This window comes from Vibrio breoganii (assembly GCF_001677275.1).
Taxonomy (GTDB): Bacteria; Pseudomonadota; Gammaproteobacteria; order Enterobacterales; family Vibrionaceae; genus Vibrio; species Vibrio breoganii.
Genome location: NZ_CP016177.1, coordinates 668,093 through 686,947, shown reverse-complemented (window position 1 = coordinate 686,947; position 18,855 = coordinate 668,093). Strand labels below are relative to the sequence as shown.

Sequence of the window (18,855 nt, the reverse complement as noted above, 5' to 3'; positions counted from 1 at the left end):
CGCCCTGCCTGAGTACTTTTCTGGGCCAGCACACTGGTTGCGTATCTATTGCTATAAGAGGCTCCCAATAAAAAACCTCAGCGACGGCACTTACTTAAATGCACCAACACTAAAAAATAGATCTAATAAGCTATATAACCTGTCAGAAACCAATACTCACGCACGAACCTCAGGCTTGTGTCTTGCAGCTTGTAGCTGACAGCTTACGGCTAGCCGCTTAGTCCATATGAATCCACTTCAATAACCATTCTTCAATCTAATCTTGCAGTGTGCATCTAGCGCGATAGGTAGGTTAATCTGACTTGGCAATGAGGCGACAGGGAGTCAATACGGAAAGTTGGTAGTTGCTCGTTGCGAAACTCCAGATAAAAAAATGGTCAGCATATGCTGACCACTTTTTTCATCAAGTTCTAACGTTTCTACTAAGGCGTGTAGAACGTTGCTGCACCTGGACCTACTGGTAGACCAAATACGAATACCCATAGGTAGAACAGGATAGACCAACCAAACAAGAAGCAGATTGAGTACGGGAGCATGGTTGCTACCAGCGTACCTATACCTAGATTCTTCATGTAGCGAGTCGCAACCGCTAGGATAAGACCGAAGTAACTCATCATTGGAGTGATGATGTTAGTGGTCGAGTCACCGATACGGTAAGCCGCCTGAATCGTCTCTGGTGCGTAGCCAACAAGCATAAGCATTGGAACGAAGATTGGTGCTGTTACAGCCCACTGAGCTGACGCTGAACCGATCATCAGGTTAATGAAGCCACACATTAGAATGAATGCGAAGAACAGCATTGGACCTGTTAGGCCAATAGTCTGTAGGAAGTCTGCACCTGCTACTGCGAATACTTGACCGAAGTTTGTCCACTTGAAGAAAGCAACGAACTGAGCGGCAAAGAATACCAGAACAATGTATAGACCCATTGAAGACATTGACTTAGCCATTGCATCAATCACATCACGGTCAGTTTTCATTGTGCCGACAACGCGACCATAAACAAAGCCAGGGATAGCAAAGAATACAAAGATAAAGGCTACGATACTCTTCAAGAATGGAGAGCCAGAAACTAGACCCGTCTCAGGGTGACGTAGTGCGCCCCACTCAGGAACAACTGTCAGTGCAATCAGTGCACTTACTGCAAGAACAGCAAGACCCGCCATCTTAAGGCCGCGTTTTTCTTCAGGCTTCAAAGAACCCATGCTGTCATTAGATAAATCTTCAGCCGCTTCTTCATCGTTATATTTGCCAAGTTTTGGCTCAACAATCTTTTCAGTTACAAATGCACCTGTGATTGCAATGAAGAAGGTAGAAACAAACATGAAGTACCAGTTTGATTCAGGACCTACAGAGTACGTTGGGTCGATCATTTGTGCTGCTGTTTCAGTGATACCAGAAAGCAGTGGATCAACCGTACCAATGAGAAGGTTTGCAGAGTAACCACCGGATACACCAGCAAAAGCGGCAGCTAGACCAGCTAGAGGGTGACGACCTAATGAGTGGAAAAGCATAGCTGCAAGAGGGATAAGAACCACGTAACCCAGCTCAGAAGCTGTGTTAGAGATGATACCCGCAAATACAACCGTTACTGTAACCATACGCTGAGAAGCGTTCATTACTAAGCCACGCATTGCTGCAGAAAGCATGCCTGAGTGCTCAGCAATAGCAACACCAAGCATTGCTACTAGAACCGTACCTAGAGGTGCAAAACCGGTAAAGTTAGTTACGAGGTTAGTAACGATAAGACGCAGACCTTCACCATTTAGAAGACTAACGACTTTGATAACGCCATCGGCGCTACGACCTGCTGCACCCTCTGGACGAGGATCCATAACAGAAACATCAAAATATCCAGCAATGCCAGACAGAACTAAAATTGCCACACAAAAAATAGCAAATAAAGTGATTGGGTGTGGTAATAGGTTGCCTAGGTATTCGACGCCATCCAGAAAACGAGTGAATAACGGCTTTTTAGGCGGTTGTTGTGTTTGTGAAGCAGATGTGCTCATCTGAGTTCTCCTTTAATTATTTTTATCTCTCTTTTTGCCCCTCAACCCGCAGGTTGTGGCACGTTATTTCCCTAACGCAGCAAAAAGGAGCCGGAAACATACCCTAGTACGACACAATTGAAAAGGCAGTTACGCCTTTAGAAACCGAGCAAATGTGTCAAAAAAAGGTTAAAAAAGGTCAATAATTAGGAGATATTGAGCGAAAAACTTATATGGAATAAAGGGTAAGGATTATTAACATCTTCTTACAAACTCCAATCTATTCAATTGCCACTGTTTGTAAAAAAGTGACGCAGAGCATACATTCTGCGTACATTTAACTCGGGAAAATCATTTAGGAACACCAAAAAAATGCACGCAATTTCACCAATAGGCACCATTCACACCCCCTACAAAGAAAAGTTTGCTATCCCTAGACAGCCAAATTTGGCGCCTAGTGTCACCACAGAGTTGCACCTAAAAGGCGAAGCAAATACCGAAGCGGCCGTTCGTGAACTGAAACAGTTTTCACATCTATGGCTGCTGTTTCTGTTTGATCAGAATATAGAAGCAGGTTGGAAACCTACTGTACGTCCTCCTCGCCTTGGGGGTAATGAAAGAGTGGGTGTATTTGCCAGTCGCTCAACCTTTAGACCCAATGCAATTGGTATGTCGGCGGTGGAATTATTAGATGTTGAAATAAGAAACGGACAGGTCGTAGTTAAGCTTGGTAATGTCGATTTAGTGGATGGCACCCCCATCATCGACATAAAACCTTATATCCCCTATTCCGATAGCATTCCTGACGCCACAGGCGGTTATGCGGAAGCCCCACCCATTCCAGTCACCGTTCAATTTAGCGAGCCAGCGAAAGGCGTACTCATGCAACACTCAGACCATGAATACCGTCTACAAGCATTAACGGAGATCTTGTCACAAGATCCAAGGCCTGCGTATAAGAAAGGCAAGCCAGACTCTAAGGTGTATGCCGTACATTTATTTGAATGGAATGTCCGTTTTTCAGCCAATGACGACGGCATTCAAGTGGTTGATATTGCCCCTTTAGCATAAGGCAATACACTGGTATTATAGGGAGCTATTTTTTAGGGTTATAAACCCTTCCCTCTATATACATATACAACGGAAAGCATCAATGCGTACCAGTAAATACCTAGTTTCTACATTGAAAGAAACGCCAAACGACGCAGAAGTAATTAGCCACCAGCTAATGCTTCGTGCAGGTATGATTCGTAAACTTGCCTCAGGCCTATACACTTGGCTACCCACAGGTTTACGTGTATTGCGTAAAGTGGAAAACATTGTTCGTGAAGAAATCGACAATGCAGGTGCTGTTGAGACTTTAATGCCCGTTGTTCAACCGTTCGAACTTTGGGAAGAGACAGGCCGTTCTGAAACAATGGGACCAGAGCTTTTACGCTTTACTGATCGCCATAGCCGTCCATTTGTCCTAAGCCCAACAGCCGAAGAAGTGATTACTAGCATCGTTCGTAACGAAGTAAGTTCTTACAAACAACTTCCGCTGAACCTATATCAGATCCAAACGAAATTCCGTGATGAGCGACGTCCTCGCTTTGGCGTAATGCGCGCACGTGAATTCAGTATGATGGACGCTTACAGCTTTGATATCGATAAAGCGGGCCTAGAAAAGTCTTACGAAGCGATGCATGAAGCTTACTGTAAAGCATTCGACCGTATGGGCCTTGATTACCGTCCGGTACTTGCTGATACAGGCGCTATTGGTGGCAGTAACTCTCACGAGTTCCACGTACTTGCAGAAAGCGGTGAAGACTTAATCGCCTTCTCTAGCGAATCTGACTATGCCGCAAACATCGAGAAAGCAGAAGCGCTAGCACCAACAGGTGAACTGGCAGCTCCAACTCAAGAGATGACGCAAGTTGATACGCCAAACGCGAAAACTATCGCAGAACTCGTTGAGCAATTTGAGCTACCAATCGAGAAAACGGTTAAGACTCTGTTTGTTAAGGCTTCTGAAGAAGTGGATGCTGAGCTCGTTGGCCTTATCATTCGTGGTGACCACGAGCTAAACGAAGTGAAGGCAGAAAACCTGACTCAAGTAGCGTCTCCACTAGAAATGGCAACGGAAGAAGAAATCCGTGCAATCATTGGTGCAGGCCCTGGCTCTCTTGGCCCAGTGAACCTGAAATTGCCATTCATTGTTGACCGTAGCGCTGCTGCAATGAGCGACTTTGGTGCGGGTGCAAACATCGATGACAAGCACTTCTTTGGCATCAACTGGGGTCGTGACGTTGAACTTGGTCAAGTTGAAGACCTGCGTAACGTAGTAGAAGGCGATCCAAGCCCATGTGGCAATGGCGTACTTCACCTTAAGCGTGGTATCGAAGTGGGTCATATCTTCCAACTCGGTTCAACCTACACAGATAAGATGAACTGCAGCGTGCTTGGTCCTGATGGTAAGAGCACAATCCTAGAGATGGGTTGTTACGGTATCGGTGTATCTCGTGTTGTTGCTTCAGCGATTGAGCAAAACCACGATGACAACGGCATCATCTGGCCTGAAGCAATTGCACCTTTCCAAGTCGCTATTGTTCCAATGAACATGCACAAATCTGAGCGAGTTAAAGAAGCAGCAGAGAAGCTATACGCTGACCTAACGGCTCAGGGCATCGAAGTGCTATTTGATGACCGTAAAGAGCGCCCAGGCGTAATGTTCAAGGATATCGAGCTTGTCGGTATTCCTCATACTGTGGTTATTGGTGACCGTAGCATGGACAATGGCCACTTTGAGTACAAGAGCCGTCGTGACGGTGAGAAAGTACCGGTAGAGATGGACAACATTGTTGCGCACCTTCAAGGTCTGATTAAGTAAGCCTTTACGCTTTGATTCCCCTTTCTAGGAAGGGGAAAAACAGATTCTAATAAAGGCAGCCTCGGCTGCCTTATTCATTTTTGGAGAAACATAATGAAAATTTACGATTGCTGTGACCTCGTTCGCGAACTCTATGCCCAAATTGGCAGTGGTGACCAAGGCTACATCCCACAAGCTATTACTTGTGCACTAAAAACACTCAATGATGTAGCTGCGGACACTAGCCTGCCTAAAGAAACCCGTGACCGCGCAGCTTTCGCCGCTGCAAACCTGTTGATCTCAGATTTCGAGGACTAACTCATGAATCTCGCCAACTATCAAACAATGGATGTTGTGATGCTAATGAGCATCATCAATATGAAACTGCGTGACGACTTCAATGGCGACCTAGATGCGCTAGTGAAAACCTTTGAGATCGATAAACAGCAGCTCATAGAGAAATTGGCAACGGGCGGCTTCGAGTGGCTACCTGAAGCAAAGCAATTTAGATAAGCCCCCTTCCCCATCAAATTCTTAAAAAGGTAGCTGAGATTGGCTACCTTTATTTTATCTCTAGCTCGCCAATACCACTATAAGTCCTCTAGTGAACGCTCATGCCTATAGAGCGTTTATTTTCCTTACAAGCCGTTTGAAGTCGATATGATCGTTAATACTCTAGATATCAATTAGAGTTTCTATCGTGCTTTGAGAAGAGAGGGAAGCGTGGAGGGTTGCAGTAAATTTAAGACAAAAAAAAGCCCGCTGTAAACAGCGGGCTTTTCAGAAACTTTTAATCTAATTAAAATTAGATAGTAGTAACGTTTGAAGCTTGAGGGCCTTTTTGACCTTGCTCAACTTCGAAAGATACTTTTTGGCCTTCAGAAAGAGTTTTGAAGCCTTCAGAAACGATAGCACGGAAGTGAACGAATACGTCAGCGCCGCCGTTGTCTTGAGAAATGAAACCGAAGCCTTTCTCTTCGTTAAACCATTTTACTGTACCAGTAGTCTTTGACATGTTATGTCCCTTAGTATTTAAGATTAATCGTATGTCACCAATGTGACGACTTCGCAAACTTTAGCCATTAAGTTAAGGGAAAAACAGAAAACACTACTTTACTTTTTACAATAAAATTTGAAACTTGCTTTTGCTTAATTTTTCTAACAACTTTGTCTTACGAAGCGAGTCATATGCTACAGCAGTTTAAAGCTTTGTAAACGTTTTTCTGAGTTTATCTGCAGATATTTACTTAGTTAAAAGTAACAAAACTTACAAGTCACTGAAACCACTAAAATATAGCTCAAATATTGAACAGCTGATAATTTTCCAATTCCGGGATAGTTTTAATCAAAGACTGCTCTTCTTCGGCTAATTTACCCATTGAATCACAGTAATCTTGGGCTTTCTCCGAAATTTCTGAAGAGTGTTGTTGGAGTTTTTTCTCTACTGAAACCTTGAGATCGTTGAGCTGTTTCTGAAGCTCTGTAAAATTGATTCCGTCTTCTGATGCCAGCTTTTCCTGCAATACCGAAAAGGCACTGGCAAAAAACTCACTATTGAAAACCTCGCGAGCATCGGCAAAATCTTGCTGCCAATTATCGAACATATTGCCGAAGGCATTAGGCTTTAACACCCATTCTCCGTCTTGATAATAGCGCTGCTCTAGTTTTGCGTAAAAATCATCGATGGCTTGACGCACATTATCAAACGCATCGGTGTCGTTGAACTTAGCCGATACATCATCAAGCACCTCATTCGCCAGATCCACACCCGACAGTGCCACTTCACGAGCTTTGGGGATATCGCTGTTCAATTGCACTCTGTAGTGGTCAAGTAGCTTCTGCTGCTCTTTACTCAAAGGAATAGATTCACCATCAATAACGAGGCCTTTCGCTTCAAATACCGCTCTGTGACCCTCACGGTCGATGATCTCTACCTCTTTTCCATCTAGGTGCAGCTCGTTGTTCAAATCGACATTACAAGACTCATAGTCCGCTAGCGCCTGCGCTTGAAGTGCCGGAGCAACCAGTAGTGACCCGACTAAAATACTCGAGGTAATGCGCTTTATCATTGATAATTCCTTGTTAAATGATATCCGACTACTCTACAGCCAAATTATTCGTTATCCAATAAGCTTAACTGCTTCGCTTGAGCTTCTGGCTGCAACATGACACTCAAGCCCAACAAGCGAATCTCACGACCTTGTTGACGCAATAAGACTTCTTCTAGCAAAGGATAAAAGGCCGCTAAGTTCAACTTATTGGAACCGGTTTCAATGGTTGTCAGTTGAAAGTCAGCAAATTTAACCTTAATGCCCTGCTTGGTAATGGGACGTACGTGCTCTCCACCCACCTTGTCTAAGCGACGTTGTAGCTCGGGATAAAGTCGTTGCTCTATCACCTCCCAACACTGCCCAAGGGTCTCGATGTTTTTAGTAAAGGTTCGCTCGACGCCCACTGACTTGCGCTCTCTAGAAACCTGCACACTGCGATTGTCGACACCATGGCAACGCTTCCAAAGCGAGGCGCCCAATCGGCCGTGTCGGACTAACAGATCGCGATAGTTAGCTTTACGCACATCCTCACCAAGATAGAGACCCGTACGATGCAGTCTTTGCAATGCAACCTTGCCTACTCCCGGTATCTTTTGCAGAGGCATACTGTCAATGAACTCCTGAACTTGATTGGGCGGTATCACATACTGCCCATTAGGCTTGTTCAAATCCGATGCCACCTTAGCCAAAAACTTGATAGGAGCAATCCCGGCTGACGCGGTTAGATTAAGCTCTGATTCGATATCGCGCCGGATAGACTGAGCAATCAAGGTGGCAGACCCATTGCATGATGAGCTATCCGTGACATCCAGATAGGCTTCATCCAACGACAATGGTTCTATGATAGGCGTATAGCGAGCAAAGATAGCTCTAATTTGTGCTGAAACCTCTTTGTACACCTGCATGCGGCCAGGTACTACCAATAAATTAGGACACAATTTTTTCGCCTGCGCGGTAGGCATAGCAGAGTGGATACCAAATCGGCGAGCCTCATAATTGCAGGTGCTCAATACGCCCCGCTGTGTTTCACTTCCGCCCACTGCGAGTGGACGATTTCGATACTCGGGAAAGTCACGCATTTCTACCGCTGCGAAAAAACAATCCATATCAATATGGATGATCTTTCGTTGTGGCAAATCATTAGAGTACTGTTTAGGCATACAGTCATTTTAACCTACTCTTTGCCCTGTTCAAAAACTATTTGCTTACCTTATCTGTTCAATCAATTAAAAATTGATCTAATAAACATCACATCCAATAGGTAGATGCTAGTATTTGTCGATTTTCCAAAAAATGGAGAAAGAAAATCATGACTTCTATTTTACAGGGTATGCAGATGCTATTCGTTGCGTTTGGTGCTCTTGTTCTTGTTCCTTTATTAACGGGACTAGATCCGAACGTGGCACTGTTTGGTGCTGGTGTCGGTACCCTTCTGTTCCAATTAATCACTAAACGCTCGGTGCCAATCTTTTTAGCGTCCTCTTTTGCCTTTATTGCACCGATTCTCTACGGCGTTCAAACTTGGGGTATTCCTGCCACCATGGGTGGACTCATGGCTGCTGGTGTTGTGTATATAGCATTAGGTGGCTTGATTCGTGTTCGTGGTGTTGCCATCATTCATAGACTTTTGCCACCCGTGGTAGTGGGTCCTGTGATCATGGTAATTGGTCTAGGCCTTGCCCCTGTTGCGGTAAATATGGCGCTGGGTAAAACTGGAGATGGTGCTATTCAATTAGTCGATGGGCAAATCGCTTTGTGGATTTCTTTGGCCTCGCTACTGACTACTATCATCATCAGCGTATTTGCCAAAGGCTTCTTAAAGCTACTGCCTATCTTTGGCGGGATTGCGGTAGGTTATACCTTGAGTTTGTTTGCTGGCATCGTCGATTTTAGCCCAGTGACCAATGCCGCATGGTTTGCACTGCCTAACTTTGTAGCGCCCGAGTTCAACATCAATGCCATCCTGTTTATGATTCCAGTAGCTATTGCCCCAGCGGTAGAGCACGTTGGCGATATGCTGGCCATCTCTAACGTGACAGGTAAAGACTACCTGAAAAAACCAGGATTACACCGCACCATGGCCGGTGACGGCGTTGCCACAATGGCAGCAAGCATGATGGGCGCGCCACCTAACACGACCTATAGTGAAGTGACAGGCGCAGTAATGCTAACCAAATCCTACAACCCTAAAATCATGACCTACGCGGCTATAACCGCTATCGTGCTGGCGCTAGTGGGTAAATTGGGTGGTATATTGCAAACCATCCCTGTGCCTGTGATGGGCGGTATTATGATGTTGCTGTTTGGTTCTATTGCCACAGTAGGTCTAAACACCCTTATCCAAAACCGTGTAGATTTGCACAACTCACGCAACCTTGTGATTGTCGGTGTAACACTGGTATTTGGTATCGGTGGTATGGCGTTTGGTGTGGGTGAGTTCAGTCTGCAAGGCATCAGCCTTTGCGGTATTGTAGCGATTCTTCTGAACCTTGTTTTACCAAGAGACCTTGGTGAGTCGCATGTTGTGGATAGCGCTCAGATGGAAGAAAATCCAGAGCAAAAATAATCCCAATAGATAGAAACAAAAATGCCAAGCTTACGCTTGGCATTTTTTATTACTCAAATACGATTAAGCAATACGGTCTTTTTCCCAAGATGCGACTTTCTCAGCTCTTGCCGCAGCTTTCGCTTCTCGGCGCTTACGAGCGTCACAAGGCTCAGGACAACTACACACTTTATCAATGCCCATCGCGTCTAGGCCGCCACAGCTACCCTTCACGACCTTCTTCTGGATGATATAACCCACGGACATCAAGATAATGAAGCCGAGGAAAATTCCAAATGTGACTAAGAACGTTGTCATTGCTCTATCCTACTTATTCAAATACTTGGCAAAGGCTTCTGAGTACACCTCTTTAAAGCCATCTTCAGTTTTTACGATCATAAAGATCGCGAGATCATTATCGTTCGCAACCTGAAGGCCTCTTTCTTCGCCCATCACCATCAGACCCGTCGCTAGACCGTCAGCCGTCATACATGATGGGTGAATCGCTGTCACAGAGACTACCTTGTGTGCGATCGGTTTGCCAGTTTTTGGATTAATTATGTGCGAATAACGCACACCATCACGCTCAAAATAATTGCGATAATCACCGGATGTCGCCATTGCCATATCACCTGGCTGAACAATCAATTCCACTTCACGAGCATCCACCGTCGGCTTTTCAATGGCGATACGCCAAGGAATGCCCTCACTATTACTGCCCTTCAATCTCAGTTCACCACCCACTTCAACGAGGAAACGGTGCACTCCCTGCGACTCAAGGTAATCGGCAATGACATCAACGCCCCAACCCTTAGCTATGGTTGAAAGATCAACATACAGATTCGGGATATCCTTTGATAAGCCCTGCTCTGTAACAGACAGGTGTTGAATCCCTACCATCTCACGTCGTGATGCCAGCTCTTCATCCGTTGGCACTTTGTCAGGACGAGCTTCTGGGCCAAAACCCCATAGATTGACCAAAGGACCGACCGTTACATCGAGAGCGCCTTCTGTCAGTTCGTTTAAGCGAATTGCTTCACGAACCACTATCTCTGTTTCTTTCGATACAGGAAACGGTGCTGCAGTCTGATGCTGGTTGAAAAGACTTAGCTCAGATTCAGGGCGATATGTGGACATCTGATCGTTAACTTGCTCGAGCAAGACATCAATCTGCTTTTGCATTTCTTCAGGCTCTGGCGCCTTATCATCAGCAATATACTTTATGTGATAGGTGGTACCCATCGTCTTGCCGCTCAATGCAACCTGCTTGGGCGCGTGCTCACAGCCCGTTAATACCACTACTGAAATCAACAAAGTAGCAAGTAATGTTGAGTACTGAATAAGATGACGTGTAACTTTCATCTTTCTCTCCATAGGTTGAATGCGCGAAGAGCGCACTGGGTTCTAGCTTGTAGCTTCTAGCTTCTAGCTTCTAGCTTCTAGCTTGTAGCTTGTAGCTTCTAGCTTCTAGCTTCTACAAAACAAAATGGCTGACTCAAAGAGCCAGCCATTGTTTTATTCGATTACGGTTTAACCACCGAAGTCATCGAGTAGGATGTTTTCATCCTCTACACCTAGGTCTTTTAGCATGCCGATTACAGCTGCGTTCATCATAGGTGGACCACACATGTAGTACTCACAATCTTCAGGCGCTTCATGGTCTTTCAGATAGTTTTCGTACAATACGTTATGGATGAAGCCTGTGTAGCCGTCCCAATTGTCCTCTGGAAGAGGATCAGATAGAGCACAATGCCAAACAAAGTTGTCGTTTTCTGCTGCTAGCTTGTCGAAGTCATCGATGTAGAACATCTCACGCTTCGAACGAGCACCGTACCAGAACGTCATCTTACGCTTAGACTTCAGACGCAGTAGTTGGTCGAAGATATGTGAGCGCATTGGCGCCATACCAGCACCACCACCAACAAACACCATCTCGTTGTCTGTATCTTTAGCGAAGAACTCACCAAATGGGCCAGAGATAGTACACTTGTCACCGGCTTTAAGTGACCAGATGTATGAAGACATGATACCTGGTGGTACGTCAGGGTTGTTAGGCGGCGGCGTTGCAACACGCACGTTCAGCTTAATCAAACCTTCTTCTTCAGGGTAAGAAGCCATTGAGTATGCGCGGATCGATGGTTCTTTAACCACTGACTCATAGCGGAACAAGTTAAACTTATCCCAATCTTCACGATACTCTTCAGGGATATCAAAATCCGCGTACTTGATATGATGTGGTTCAGCTTCAATCTGAATGTAACCACCTGCACGGAAAGGCACTTCCTCGCCATCAGGGATCTGAAGTACAAGCTCTTTGATGAAGGTCGCTTCATTGTCATTAGAAAGAACAGTACATTCCCACTTTTTAACACCAAAGATCTCTTCTGGAAGCTCGATAGCCATGTCAGTTTTCACTGCTACCTGACACGCTAGACGCTCGCCTTCACGTGCTTCACCTTTACTAATGTGGTCAAGCTCGGTCGGTAGAATATCACCACCGCCAGACTTCACTTTTACGCGACACTGGCCACAAGAGCCACCACCACCACAAGCAGACGATACGAAGATACCGTTGCCAGCAAGAGCGCCAAGCAGTTTGTCACCTGGAGAAACCATAAAGCCTTTCTCAGGGTCACCATTTACTAAAATGTTGACGTCACCCGTTGGTACTAGCTTAGATTTAGCGAATAAGATCACTAGCACTAGAGCCAATACAATCAGAGTAAACATCACTACGCCAAGAACGATAGTATTCATTGACTAATCCTTATAATTTACTCTTACAGTTGAACACCGGAGAAAGACATAAAGCCTAACGCCATCAAGCCTACAGTGATGAAGGTGATACCAAGGCCACGTAGACCTGGAGGCACATCTGAATACTTCATCTTCTCACGCAGACCAGCAAGAGCAACGATTGCTAGCATCCAGCCTACGCCAGAGCCAAAGCCGTATACTACTGATTCAACGAAGTTGTAGTCACGCTGTACCATGAAAGATACACCACCGAAGATTGCACAGTTCACCGTAATTAGCGGTAGGAAGATACCTAGCGCATTGTACAAAGGCGGGAAGAAGCGGTCTAACACCATCTCCAAAATCTGTACTAGGGCTGCAATAACACCGATGAAGGTAATGAAGTTAAGGAAGCTTAAATCCACACCTGAGACTAATGCGTTCTCTTTCAACACTAGGTTATAAAGCAGGTTGTTCACAGGAACTGCGATGGTCAACACCACCACAACTGCTACACCAAGACCGAAAGAGGTTTTTACCTTCTTAGATACAGCAAGGAATGTACACATGCCCAAGAAGAAGGATAATGCTAGGTTTTCGATGAAAATCGATTTAACCAGCAAGCTAATATAATGTTCCATCGTGCTATTACTCCTTCGCTTCTACTTGTTCAGGCTTGAAGATACGGATTGCCCAAATCATAAAGCCAATCAAGAAGAATGCAGACGGTGCAAGTAGGAACATACCGTTAGGCTGGTACCAACCACCGTCAGACACTAGAGGCAGTACTTCCATACCGAACAATTTACCAGAGCCGATAAGCTCACGGAAAAATGCCACGGTAATCAGTACGAAACCATAACCTAGACCATTACCGATACCATCCAGTAGCGATGGTAGTGGTGCAGATTTCATAGCGTATGCTTCTGCACGACCCATTACGATACAGTTAGTAATGATCAAGCCAACGAATACCGATAACTGCTTAGAGATATCGTAAAGGTAAGCTTTCAGGATTTGGTCTACCACGATTACAAGCGATGCGATAATTGCCATCTGAACGATGATACGCACGCTGTTTGGAATGTGGTTACGAATAACAGACACGAAGAAGTTAGACAAAGCAGTTACAAAGATTACCGCTAATGTCATAACAAATGCTGTTTCAAGCTTGGTGGTTACCGCAAGCGCAGAACACACACCAAGAACCTGCAAAGCAATTGGGTTGTTATCTAAAACAGGAGCCCAAAGGTTTTGCTTCGCTTCTTTAGATATAGCCATTAGTTCAGCTCTCCTTCGCGTACCTTAGCAAGGAATGGTCCAAAGCCCATGTCGCCTAACCAGAAATCAAAAGTATGTTGTACGCCGTTACCCGTCAGAGTTGCACCAGATAGTCCATCAACACCGTGAATATCACCGGCTGTTGCGCCACCTTTAACAATCTTCAACGCAGGCTTAAAGTTGTCGTCAAACAGTTTCTTACCTTCGAACTGAGCTACCCAATTAGGATTTTCTATCTCGCCACCTAATCCAGGAGTCTCACCTTGCTCGTAATAAGTAATGCCGGAAACCGTGTTGCCGTCCATCTCAACCGCTACAAAAGCGTACATCATCGACCAAAGGCCGTTGCCGTGCACAGGAAGGATAACCTTAGAGTAGTTATCACCATCTTTAACAAGGTATACCGTACCTACGTTAGCGCGGCGAATGATCTTAGCTTTGTCATCATCAGCGGCTAAGCGGATTGATTCAGCTGGATCTTTTGCAGCTTTACGTTGATCGTATGCACCTGCATCACCTTCAACGAACTCGCCAGTTTCAAAGTCAACCAAACGAGGCTCAATGAAGTCACCAAACAATTTTTGAATAGTGCCTTGCTCAGAGATCTGTGCGACTTCTACGATTTTTGTTTGCTTATCCAGTACCGCGTTAGCTTGCTGTTTATCGCGCAGGCCTACTGCCGCGGTAGAAACCACGACAGAACAGACCAAACTCAAACCAACAACGACACCTAGCGTTTTCTTAATGCTATCGTTCTTATTTGCCATAGCGTGCTAGTCTCCGCTTAATGTTCTTCTCGATAACAACGTGGTCGAATAATGGAGCGAATAGGTTCGCGAATAGAATCGCCAGCATCATACCCTCTGGGTAAGCTGGGTTAACCACACGAATCAAAACACACATTAGACCAATTAAGATACCGTACCACCATTTACCGCTGTTGGTAAAAGAGGCTGAAACAGGGTCTGTCGCCATGAAGAACATACCGAATGCAAAGCCACCAAGAACAAGGTGCCAGTGCCAAGGCATACTAAACATCGCATTGGTATCAGAACCAATTAAGTTAAATAGCGTTGCTGTTGCGATCATACCGATCATAACACCAGCGATAATGCGCCAAGATGCAATTCCCATGTAAACGATCATCAGTGCACCTAGCATTAGGAACAAGGTAGAAACCTCACCTATTGAGCCAGGAATGTTACCGATAAATGCGTCCATCCATGTAATAGTTTGGCCAGTCACATTATGAACTAGGTTAGCGTCGCCACCTTGAGCCCATTGGCTAAGAGCCGTTGCGCCAGAGAAACCATCCGCTGCAGTCCATACTAAGTCACCCGAGATTTGAGCTGGGTAGGCAAAGAATAGGAATGCACGGCCTGCAAGAGCAGGGTTCAGGAAGTTACGCCCTGTACCACCAAAGATCTCTTTCGCTACTACTACACCAAAGGTAATACCTAGTGCAGCCTGCCATAGAGGCAATGTTGGCGGAACAATCAATGCAAATAGGATAGAGGTAACGAAGAAGCCTTCATTCACTTCGTGTTTACGCACGATACAGAATAAAACTTCCCAGAAACCACCTACGATAAATACCGTGGCATAGATAGGTAAGAAGTAGGTTGCACCGAGCAACATCTTACTGCCCCACCCGGCCTCAGCACTTATGGTGCCACCGAGCATCTCTGTTAGCCAGTAGTGCCAGTTGCCTGCCACAATACCTGCCAGTTCAGAACCAGAGTGTAAGAAGGTCAAAGCGCTGATCGCTTGGTTACCCGTGTTATACATGCCCCAGAACATTGCTGGGAAGACAGCAAACCACACCATGATCATGATACGTTTAAGGTCAACGCTATCACGCACGTGTGCTTTAGTCTTAGTTACCGTACCCGGAGTGTAAAATAGAGTGGCTGCAGCTTCGTAAAGCGGATACCACTTCTCCCACTTACCGTCGGCTTCAAAATGCGGTTCGATGTCTTCAATAAATTTCTTCAACATGACTTAACCTTCCTTCTCTATAGTGTCTAGACACTCTCGAAGTAACTCACCGTATTCATATTTGCCTGAACAAACATAAGTACAAAGAGCAACATCTTCTTCAGATAGCTCTAGAACACCTAAGCGCTGTGCACTGTCTACATCACCAGCACACAAATCGCGCAGAAGCAGTGTCGGCTCGATATCCAATGGCATTACTTTCTCGTAGTTGCCGATTGGAACCATTGCACGCTCACCGCCATTTAGCGATGTAGTTAGGTTGTATAATTGGCCTTTAAATAGGTGACCAAGGAACGAACGAGTAATTGAGAACTTGTTCTTACCTGGCATTGCCCAACCAAATAATTCTTTATCTCTGCCTTCACGAAGCGCAGAAACTTGTTGATGGTAACGACCAAGGTACGCATGAGGACCTGCCGCGTTAGTACCCCAAAGTACAGAACCTGAAATAATGCGCACTTCACCTGGCATCATTTCTTTATCTGCTAACTCTGGAAGATAAGCACCAACAGTAGTACGAACCAAGCGAGGGTTGTTTACTACAGGACCTGCCAGCGCGACAACGCGATCTGAATAGATCTCACCGGTTAAGAACAACTTACCGAATGCGATAACGTCTTGGTAAGAGATGCTCCAAGCGACATGCTCTTCATTCACAGGGTAAAGGAAGTGCATATGAGTCCCCACTAGACCCGCTGGATGCGGACCAGAGAACACGTGCTCTTCGACATTGCTTTGCTCTGAACGAGGAAGTGAACCACCGTTTTTACATACGAATACCTTGTCATTGGTCAGCGCTGATAACAGGTCTAGACCTGCAACAAATGCTTCAGACTGATCGTTAATGATAACGTCAGGATTTGCTGCCAATGGATTAGTATCGATTGCTGTAACGAAAATGGCATTAGTCGTAGAGTCGACTGCTGGTACCTTGCTGAACGGACGAGTTCTTAAAGCGGTCCATGAGCCCGAATCAATAAGCTGCTTGCGAATCACATCCGCATCTAGCTTAGCTAGTTCGTTTTGCTCATATTTGTCGAAAGTGATTTGCTCATCACCAGCTATTTCGATAACAACTGATTGCAGCACACGCTTCGCACCACGGTTAACTTGTGTCACCGTACCACTTTGAGGTGCAGTAAATACTACGCCAGGATTCTTTTTGTCAGCAAAAAGAACCTGTCCTTTCTTTACTACGTCCCCTTCGCGAACATGCATTGTTGGACGCATGCCCACGTACTCTTCGCCAAGCAAGGCGACTTTTGAGACGGTATTACCGTCATTAATCACCTGGGTAGGAGCGCCTGAAATAGGAAGGTCCAAACCCTTTTTAATTGTAATCATACGCACTTGCACTATTTTAAGGAAAAAAGACTTTCATAACACAAGCACATCCATAATGTGCTTGTTCATAACAGATAGGTCAGTTTTTTCTAACATATCCTTGTTAATTACCATACGAATCCGCTAGAGGGATTCCTTCCGGGCCTGCAATTCTAACATCATCAGCCCGATACATTCCATGTTGTGCAATAAGGATTAGCAATAAATTACAAATTTACGTCATCTAGCGCCATAAAACTTGATCTAAAGCACGGCACAGACGCCGTTTTTATGAGATCAAGGTTAAATTGTGAACAATCAGTAAAAATGTAACAAACTAACCATTATCGAGTTTTCGTTAGTGTCCCCCACCCATGCAATCCGGAGAATCAGGAATTTGCTGATCTTTCCATTCATCTTTTGTCAGGGTGTGCATTGAAAGCGCATGTACACCAGCAGCAAGTTCATCACTGAGTGCTTGATTTACCAATCTATGACGGGCAATCAGTCTTAAATTCTCGAATCTGTCACTCACCACAACAACCTTAAAGTGGCTTTCAGAGCCTTCAGGTACATTGTGTTTGTAGCTCTCGTTGATGACTTGTAGATGGTGCGGAGAGAAGTGATGATCCAATTTCTGCTCAATTAATTGCTGTAGCATGCTGTTTCTCTAAGTTGATACGCTTAAGTATAATGTAAAAGCTCAATTTTTAGCCAATCGCTACATTTTAGTACGAAATGCAGGCGCATTTGGACTTAATCGTTTTCTTTATTCTAAATCAGAACAATAAGTTAATTCGCATAAATAGGGCTAATTTGCGACAATAGACATAGTTTTGTATCACTTTTTTAACACTGATAATCATGAAAACCGAGCTTGCACTGCACGACCAACAATTTACCTTACACCGATTTCCTAAACGAGCGAACGAGACCTTTCAAGCTTGGGATGCCGGTGATGAGTACGTTATCAATCACTTTACTGAGAACCCTCTTGCAGCGGGCTCTAAGATTCTCATTCTGAACGATAATTTCGGTGCGCTTAGTTGCTGGTTCTCTCGAGACTATGAAGTGTACCTGCAATCAGACTCCCTTATTAGTCAAAAAGGCGCTCTGAAGAACCTGCAACGCAATCAGTGTAATAAGGTCGAATTTCTGCGTTCTACCGACACCATCCCCAAAGATATTGATGCCGTTATCTTGCAGATCCCTAAAAGTAATCGATTCTTGACCTGGCAATTACATCAAATAAGACAGTCCCTGCCTGAAAATACGCCTGTCGTCGCGGTCAACAAGGCCAATGCTATCCATACCTCAACACTAAAATTGTTCGAGCAGCACCTTGGCGAAACATCGACGTCCCTTGCGTGGAAAAAACACCGACTCGTGTTTAGTAAAAGTAATGCTCAACCAACCAAGGCAGTAGAAGCAAAAACCTGCTGGTCTGTGCCTGAACATGATATGCAGCTGTGCAATCTTCCCAATGTCTATTCAGGAGAAAGCCTAGATCTGGGCGCTCGCTTTGTGCTCGATCACCTGCCTAGCCACTCTCAATATAAGAAGATCGTTGATCTAGGTTGCGGTAACGGCGTGCTGTCAATTCAGCTAGGCAGAAACAACCTAGAATCAGAAATTACCAGTGTCGATGAAAGCTTTATGGCAGTAGAGTCAGCCCGCATTAATGTCGAAGCCAATGTCAGCAATCCGCAAAGATTCACCTTTGTCGCCAACAACTGCCTTGATGGTTTTGAAGCCAGCAGCCACGACCTGGTTGTATGCAACCCACCCTTCCATCAACAAAATACCGTGACTGACCACATTGCTTGGCAGATGTTCACTGACGCCCATAAAGTGCTAGAAGATGGAGGTAAGCTACTAGTGATTGGCAACAGTCATCTAGGGTATCCCGCCAAACTTGGCCGACTGTTTGGACCAAACAAGGTAAAGGTGGTGGCCAACAATAAAAAGTTCACGATTGTTTCTGCTGAGAAAGCGTCAAGAAAATCAATCAAATAGCGCTATTGTTCTGAGGCTTGTGATAGTCTCAGAATTACTCTTTCATTTTTCACTATCTCATTAAGG

The 18,855-nt window shown here is 45.0% G+C and carries 19 protein-coding genes; 6 read left to right on the top strand and 13 right to left on the bottom strand.

Going from position 1 to position 18,855, the window contains the following annotated elements; translation table 11 throughout:
• Positions 1-422: 422 nt before the first annotated feature.
• Positions 423-2,012 carry an AbgT family transporter gene (locus tag A6E01_RS03220; protein ID WP_017029148.1) on the bottom strand — a complete coding sequence of 530 codons (1,590 nt, stop codon included), beginning with the start codon at positions 2,010-2,012 and terminating at the stop codon, positions 423-425.
• A gap of 351 nt (positions 2,013-2,363) precedes the next feature.
• Between A6E01_RS03220 and tsaA the strand changes: the two genes are divergently transcribed.
• The 4 genes from tsaA (at position 2,364) to A6E01_RS03200 (ending at position 5,352) form a co-directional block, all read left to right on the top strand.
• Positions 2,364-3,062, top strand: a complete 699-nt coding sequence (gene tsaA, locus A6E01_RS03215; RefSeq protein WP_065209564.1) for a tRNA (N6-threonylcarbamoyladenosine(37)-N6)-methyltransferase TrmO — start codon at positions 2,364-2,366, stop codon at positions 3,060-3,062.
• Positions 3,063-3,144: 82 nt separating this feature from the next.
• Positions 3,145-4,860 carry a proline--tRNA ligase gene (locus A6E01_RS03210; protein WP_065209563.1) on the top strand — a complete coding sequence of 572 codons (1,716 nt, stop codon included), beginning with the start codon at positions 3,145-3,147 and terminating at the stop codon, positions 4,858-4,860.
• Between the two features lie 93 nt (positions 4,861-4,953).
• The gene (locus A6E01_RS03205) at positions 4,954-5,157 is read left to right on the top strand and encodes a YaeP family protein (RefSeq protein ID WP_017029145.1); all 204 of its coding nucleotides are present in this window, start codon (positions 4,954-4,956) and stop codon (positions 5,155-5,157) included.
• A gap of 3 nt (positions 5,158-5,160) precedes the next feature.
• On the top strand, positions 5,161-5,352 hold the full coding sequence (locus A6E01_RS03200; RefSeq protein ID WP_065209562.1) for a DUF4250 domain-containing protein: 192 nt from the start codon (positions 5,161-5,163) through the stop codon (positions 5,350-5,352).
• Positions 5,353-5,644: 292 nt separating this feature from the next.
• On the opposite strand, the gene cspE is transcribed toward A6E01_RS03200, so the two are convergent.
• From cspE to dinB, 3 genes are all read right to left on the bottom strand, one after another.
• On the bottom strand, positions 5,645-5,854 hold the full coding sequence (gene cspE, locus A6E01_RS03195) for a transcription antiterminator/RNA stability regulator CspE (protein WP_017029143.1): 210 nt from the start codon (positions 5,852-5,854) through the stop codon (positions 5,645-5,647).
• 283 nt (positions 5,855-6,137) lie between these two features.
• Positions 6,138-6,908 carry a DUF2884 family protein gene (locus A6E01_RS03190; protein WP_065209561.1) on the bottom strand — a complete coding sequence of 257 codons (771 nt, stop codon included), beginning with the start codon at positions 6,906-6,908 and terminating at the stop codon, positions 6,138-6,140.
• Positions 6,909-6,952: 44 nt separating this feature from the next.
• On the bottom strand, positions 6,953-8,050 hold the full coding sequence (dinB, locus tag A6E01_RS03185) for a DNA polymerase IV (protein ID WP_065209560.1): 1,098 nt from the start codon (positions 8,048-8,050) through the stop codon (positions 6,953-6,955).
• A 149-nt stretch (positions 8,051-8,199) separates the two neighbouring features.
• Between dinB and A6E01_RS03180 the strand changes: the two genes are divergently transcribed.
• Positions 8,200-9,456 carry a uracil-xanthine permease family protein gene (locus tag A6E01_RS03180; RefSeq protein ID WP_065209559.1) on the top strand — a complete coding sequence of 419 codons (1,257 nt, stop codon included), beginning with the start codon at positions 8,200-8,202 and terminating at the stop codon, positions 9,454-9,456.
• A gap of 63 nt (positions 9,457-9,519) precedes the next feature.
• On the opposite strand, the gene nqrM is transcribed toward A6E01_RS03180, so the two are convergent.
• The 9 genes from nqrM to A6E01_RS03135 all read right to left on the bottom strand — a co-directional run bounded on the left by nqrM (position 9,520) and on the right by A6E01_RS03135 (position 17,434).
• On the bottom strand, positions 9,520-9,753 hold the full coding sequence (nqrM, locus tag A6E01_RS03175; RefSeq protein WP_065209558.1) for a (Na+)-NQR maturation NqrM: 234 nt from the start codon (positions 9,751-9,753) through the stop codon (positions 9,520-9,522).
• A 9-nt stretch (positions 9,754-9,762) separates the two neighbouring features.
• Positions 9,763-10,797: an FAD:protein FMN transferase gene (locus tag A6E01_RS03170; protein ID WP_065209557.1), complete on the bottom strand. Its 1,035-nt coding sequence runs from the start codon at positions 10,795-10,797 to the stop codon at positions 9,763-9,765.
• Between the two features lie 168 nt (positions 10,798-10,965).
• Complete coding sequence (gene nqrF / locus A6E01_RS03165; protein WP_065209556.1) at positions 10,966-12,192, bottom strand: NADH:ubiquinone reductase (Na(+)-transporting) subunit F; 1,227 nt, start codon at positions 12,190-12,192, stop codon at positions 10,966-10,968.
• Between the two features lie 23 nt (positions 12,193-12,215).
• Positions 12,216-12,812 (bottom strand): NADH:ubiquinone reductase (Na(+)-transporting) subunit E, encoded by a 597-nt coding sequence (gene nqrE, locus A6E01_RS03160; RefSeq protein WP_017031174.1) that lies wholly within the window; start codon positions 12,810-12,812, stop codon positions 12,216-12,218.
• A 7-nt stretch (positions 12,813-12,819) separates the two neighbouring features.
• On the bottom strand, positions 12,820-13,452 hold the full coding sequence (locus A6E01_RS03155) for an NADH:ubiquinone reductase (Na(+)-transporting) subunit D (protein ID WP_017029135.1): 633 nt from the start codon (positions 13,450-13,452) through the stop codon (positions 12,820-12,822).
• A complete protein-coding gene (locus A6E01_RS03150) occupies positions 13,452-14,219 on the bottom strand; it encodes a Na(+)-translocating NADH-quinone reductase subunit C (protein WP_065209555.1) in 768 nt (255 codons plus the stop codon). The genes A6E01_RS03155 and A6E01_RS03150 overlap by 1 nt, the downstream gene beginning before the upstream one ends.
• Positions 14,209-15,450, bottom strand: coding sequence for an NADH:ubiquinone reductase (Na(+)-transporting) subunit B (locus A6E01_RS03145; protein ID WP_017029133.1), 1,242 nt, complete (start codon positions 15,448-15,450; stop codon positions 14,209-14,211). The genes A6E01_RS03150 and A6E01_RS03145 overlap by 11 nt, the downstream gene beginning before the upstream one ends.
• Positions 15,451-15,453: 3 nt before the next feature.
• Positions 15,454-16,794 carry a Na(+)-translocating NADH-quinone reductase subunit A gene (locus tag A6E01_RS03140; protein WP_065209554.1) on the bottom strand — a complete coding sequence of 447 codons (1,341 nt, stop codon included), beginning with the start codon at positions 16,792-16,794 and terminating at the stop codon, positions 15,454-15,456.
• A 337-nt stretch (positions 16,795-17,131) separates the two neighbouring features.
• Complete coding sequence (locus A6E01_RS03135) at positions 17,132-17,434, bottom strand: BolA/IbaG family iron-sulfur metabolism protein (protein WP_065209553.1); 303 nt, start codon at positions 17,432-17,434, stop codon at positions 17,132-17,134.
• 203 nt (positions 17,435-17,637) lie between these two features.
• On the opposite strand from A6E01_RS03135, the gene A6E01_RS03130 reads away from it, so the two are divergent.
• Positions 17,638-18,789, top strand: coding sequence for a methyltransferase (locus tag A6E01_RS03130; protein WP_065209552.1), 1,152 nt, complete (start codon positions 17,638-17,640; stop codon positions 18,787-18,789).
• Positions 18,790-18,855: the final 66 nt, after the last annotated feature.

Excerpts from the sequence above, each read along its gene's own strand:
- A6E01_RS03155 (WP_017029135.1), bottom strand. The coding sequence starts at position 13,452 with ATGGCTATATCTAAAGAAGCGAAGCAAAACCTTTGGGCTCCTGTTTTA.
- A6E01_RS03220 (WP_017029148.1), bottom strand. The coding sequence starts at position 2,012 with ATGAGCACATCTGCTTCACAAACACAACAACCGCCTAAAAAGCCGTTA.
- A6E01_RS03140 (WP_065209554.1), bottom strand. The coding sequence starts at position 16,794 with ATGATTACAATTAAAAAGGGTTTGGACCTTCCTATTTCAGGCGCTCCT.
- A6E01_RS03150 (WP_065209555.1), bottom strand. The coding sequence starts at position 14,219 with ATGGCAAATAAGAACGATAGCATTAAGAAAACGCTAGGTGTCGTTGTT.
- nqrE (WP_017031174.1), bottom strand. The coding sequence starts at position 12,812 with ATGGAACATTATATTAGCTTGCTGGTTAAATCGATTTTCATCGAAAAC.
- dinB (WP_065209560.1), bottom strand. The coding sequence starts at position 8,050 with ATGCCTAAACAGTACTCTAATGATTTGCCACAACGAAAGATCATCCAT.
- A6E01_RS03145 (WP_017029133.1), bottom strand. The coding sequence starts at position 15,450 with ATGTTGAAGAAATTTATTGAAGACATCGAACCGCATTTTGAAGCCGAC.
- tsaA (WP_065209564.1), top strand. The coding sequence starts at position 2,364 with ATGCACGCAATTTCACCAATAGGCACCATTCACACCCCCTACAAAGAA.
- A6E01_RS03170 (WP_065209557.1), bottom strand. The coding sequence starts at position 10,797 with ATGAAAGTTACACGTCATCTTATTCAGTACTCAACATTACTTGCTACT.
- A6E01_RS03135 (WP_065209553.1), bottom strand. The coding sequence starts at position 17,434 with ATGCTACAGCAATTAATTGAGCAGAAATTGGATCATCACTTCTCTCCG.
- nqrF (WP_065209556.1), bottom strand. The coding sequence starts at position 12,192 with ATGAATACTATCGTTCTTGGCGTAGTGATGTTTACTCTGATTGTATTG.
- nqrM (WP_065209558.1), bottom strand. The coding sequence starts at position 9,753 with ATGACAACGTTCTTAGTCACATTTGGAATTTTCCTCGGCTTCATTATC.
- A6E01_RS03180 (WP_065209559.1), top strand. The coding sequence starts at position 8,200 with ATGACTTCTATTTTACAGGGTATGCAGATGCTATTCGTTGCGTTTGGT.
- A6E01_RS03130 (WP_065209552.1), top strand. The coding sequence starts at position 17,638 with ATGAAAACCGAGCTTGCACTGCACGACCAACAATTTACCTTACACCGA.
- A6E01_RS03205 (WP_017029145.1), top strand. The coding sequence starts at position 4,954 with ATGAAAATTTACGATTGCTGTGACCTCGTTCGCGAACTCTATGCCCAA.
- A6E01_RS03200 (WP_065209562.1), top strand. The coding sequence starts at position 5,161 with ATGAATCTCGCCAACTATCAAACAATGGATGTTGTGATGCTAATGAGC.
- A6E01_RS03210 (WP_065209563.1), top strand. The coding sequence starts at position 3,145 with ATGCGTACCAGTAAATACCTAGTTTCTACATTGAAAGAAACGCCAAAC.
- A6E01_RS03190 (WP_065209561.1), bottom strand. The coding sequence starts at position 6,908 with ATGATAAAGCGCATTACCTCGAGTATTTTAGTCGGGTCACTACTGGTT.
- cspE (WP_017029143.1), bottom strand. The coding sequence starts at position 5,854 with ATGTCAAAGACTACTGGTACAGTAAAATGGTTTAACGAAGAGAAAGGC.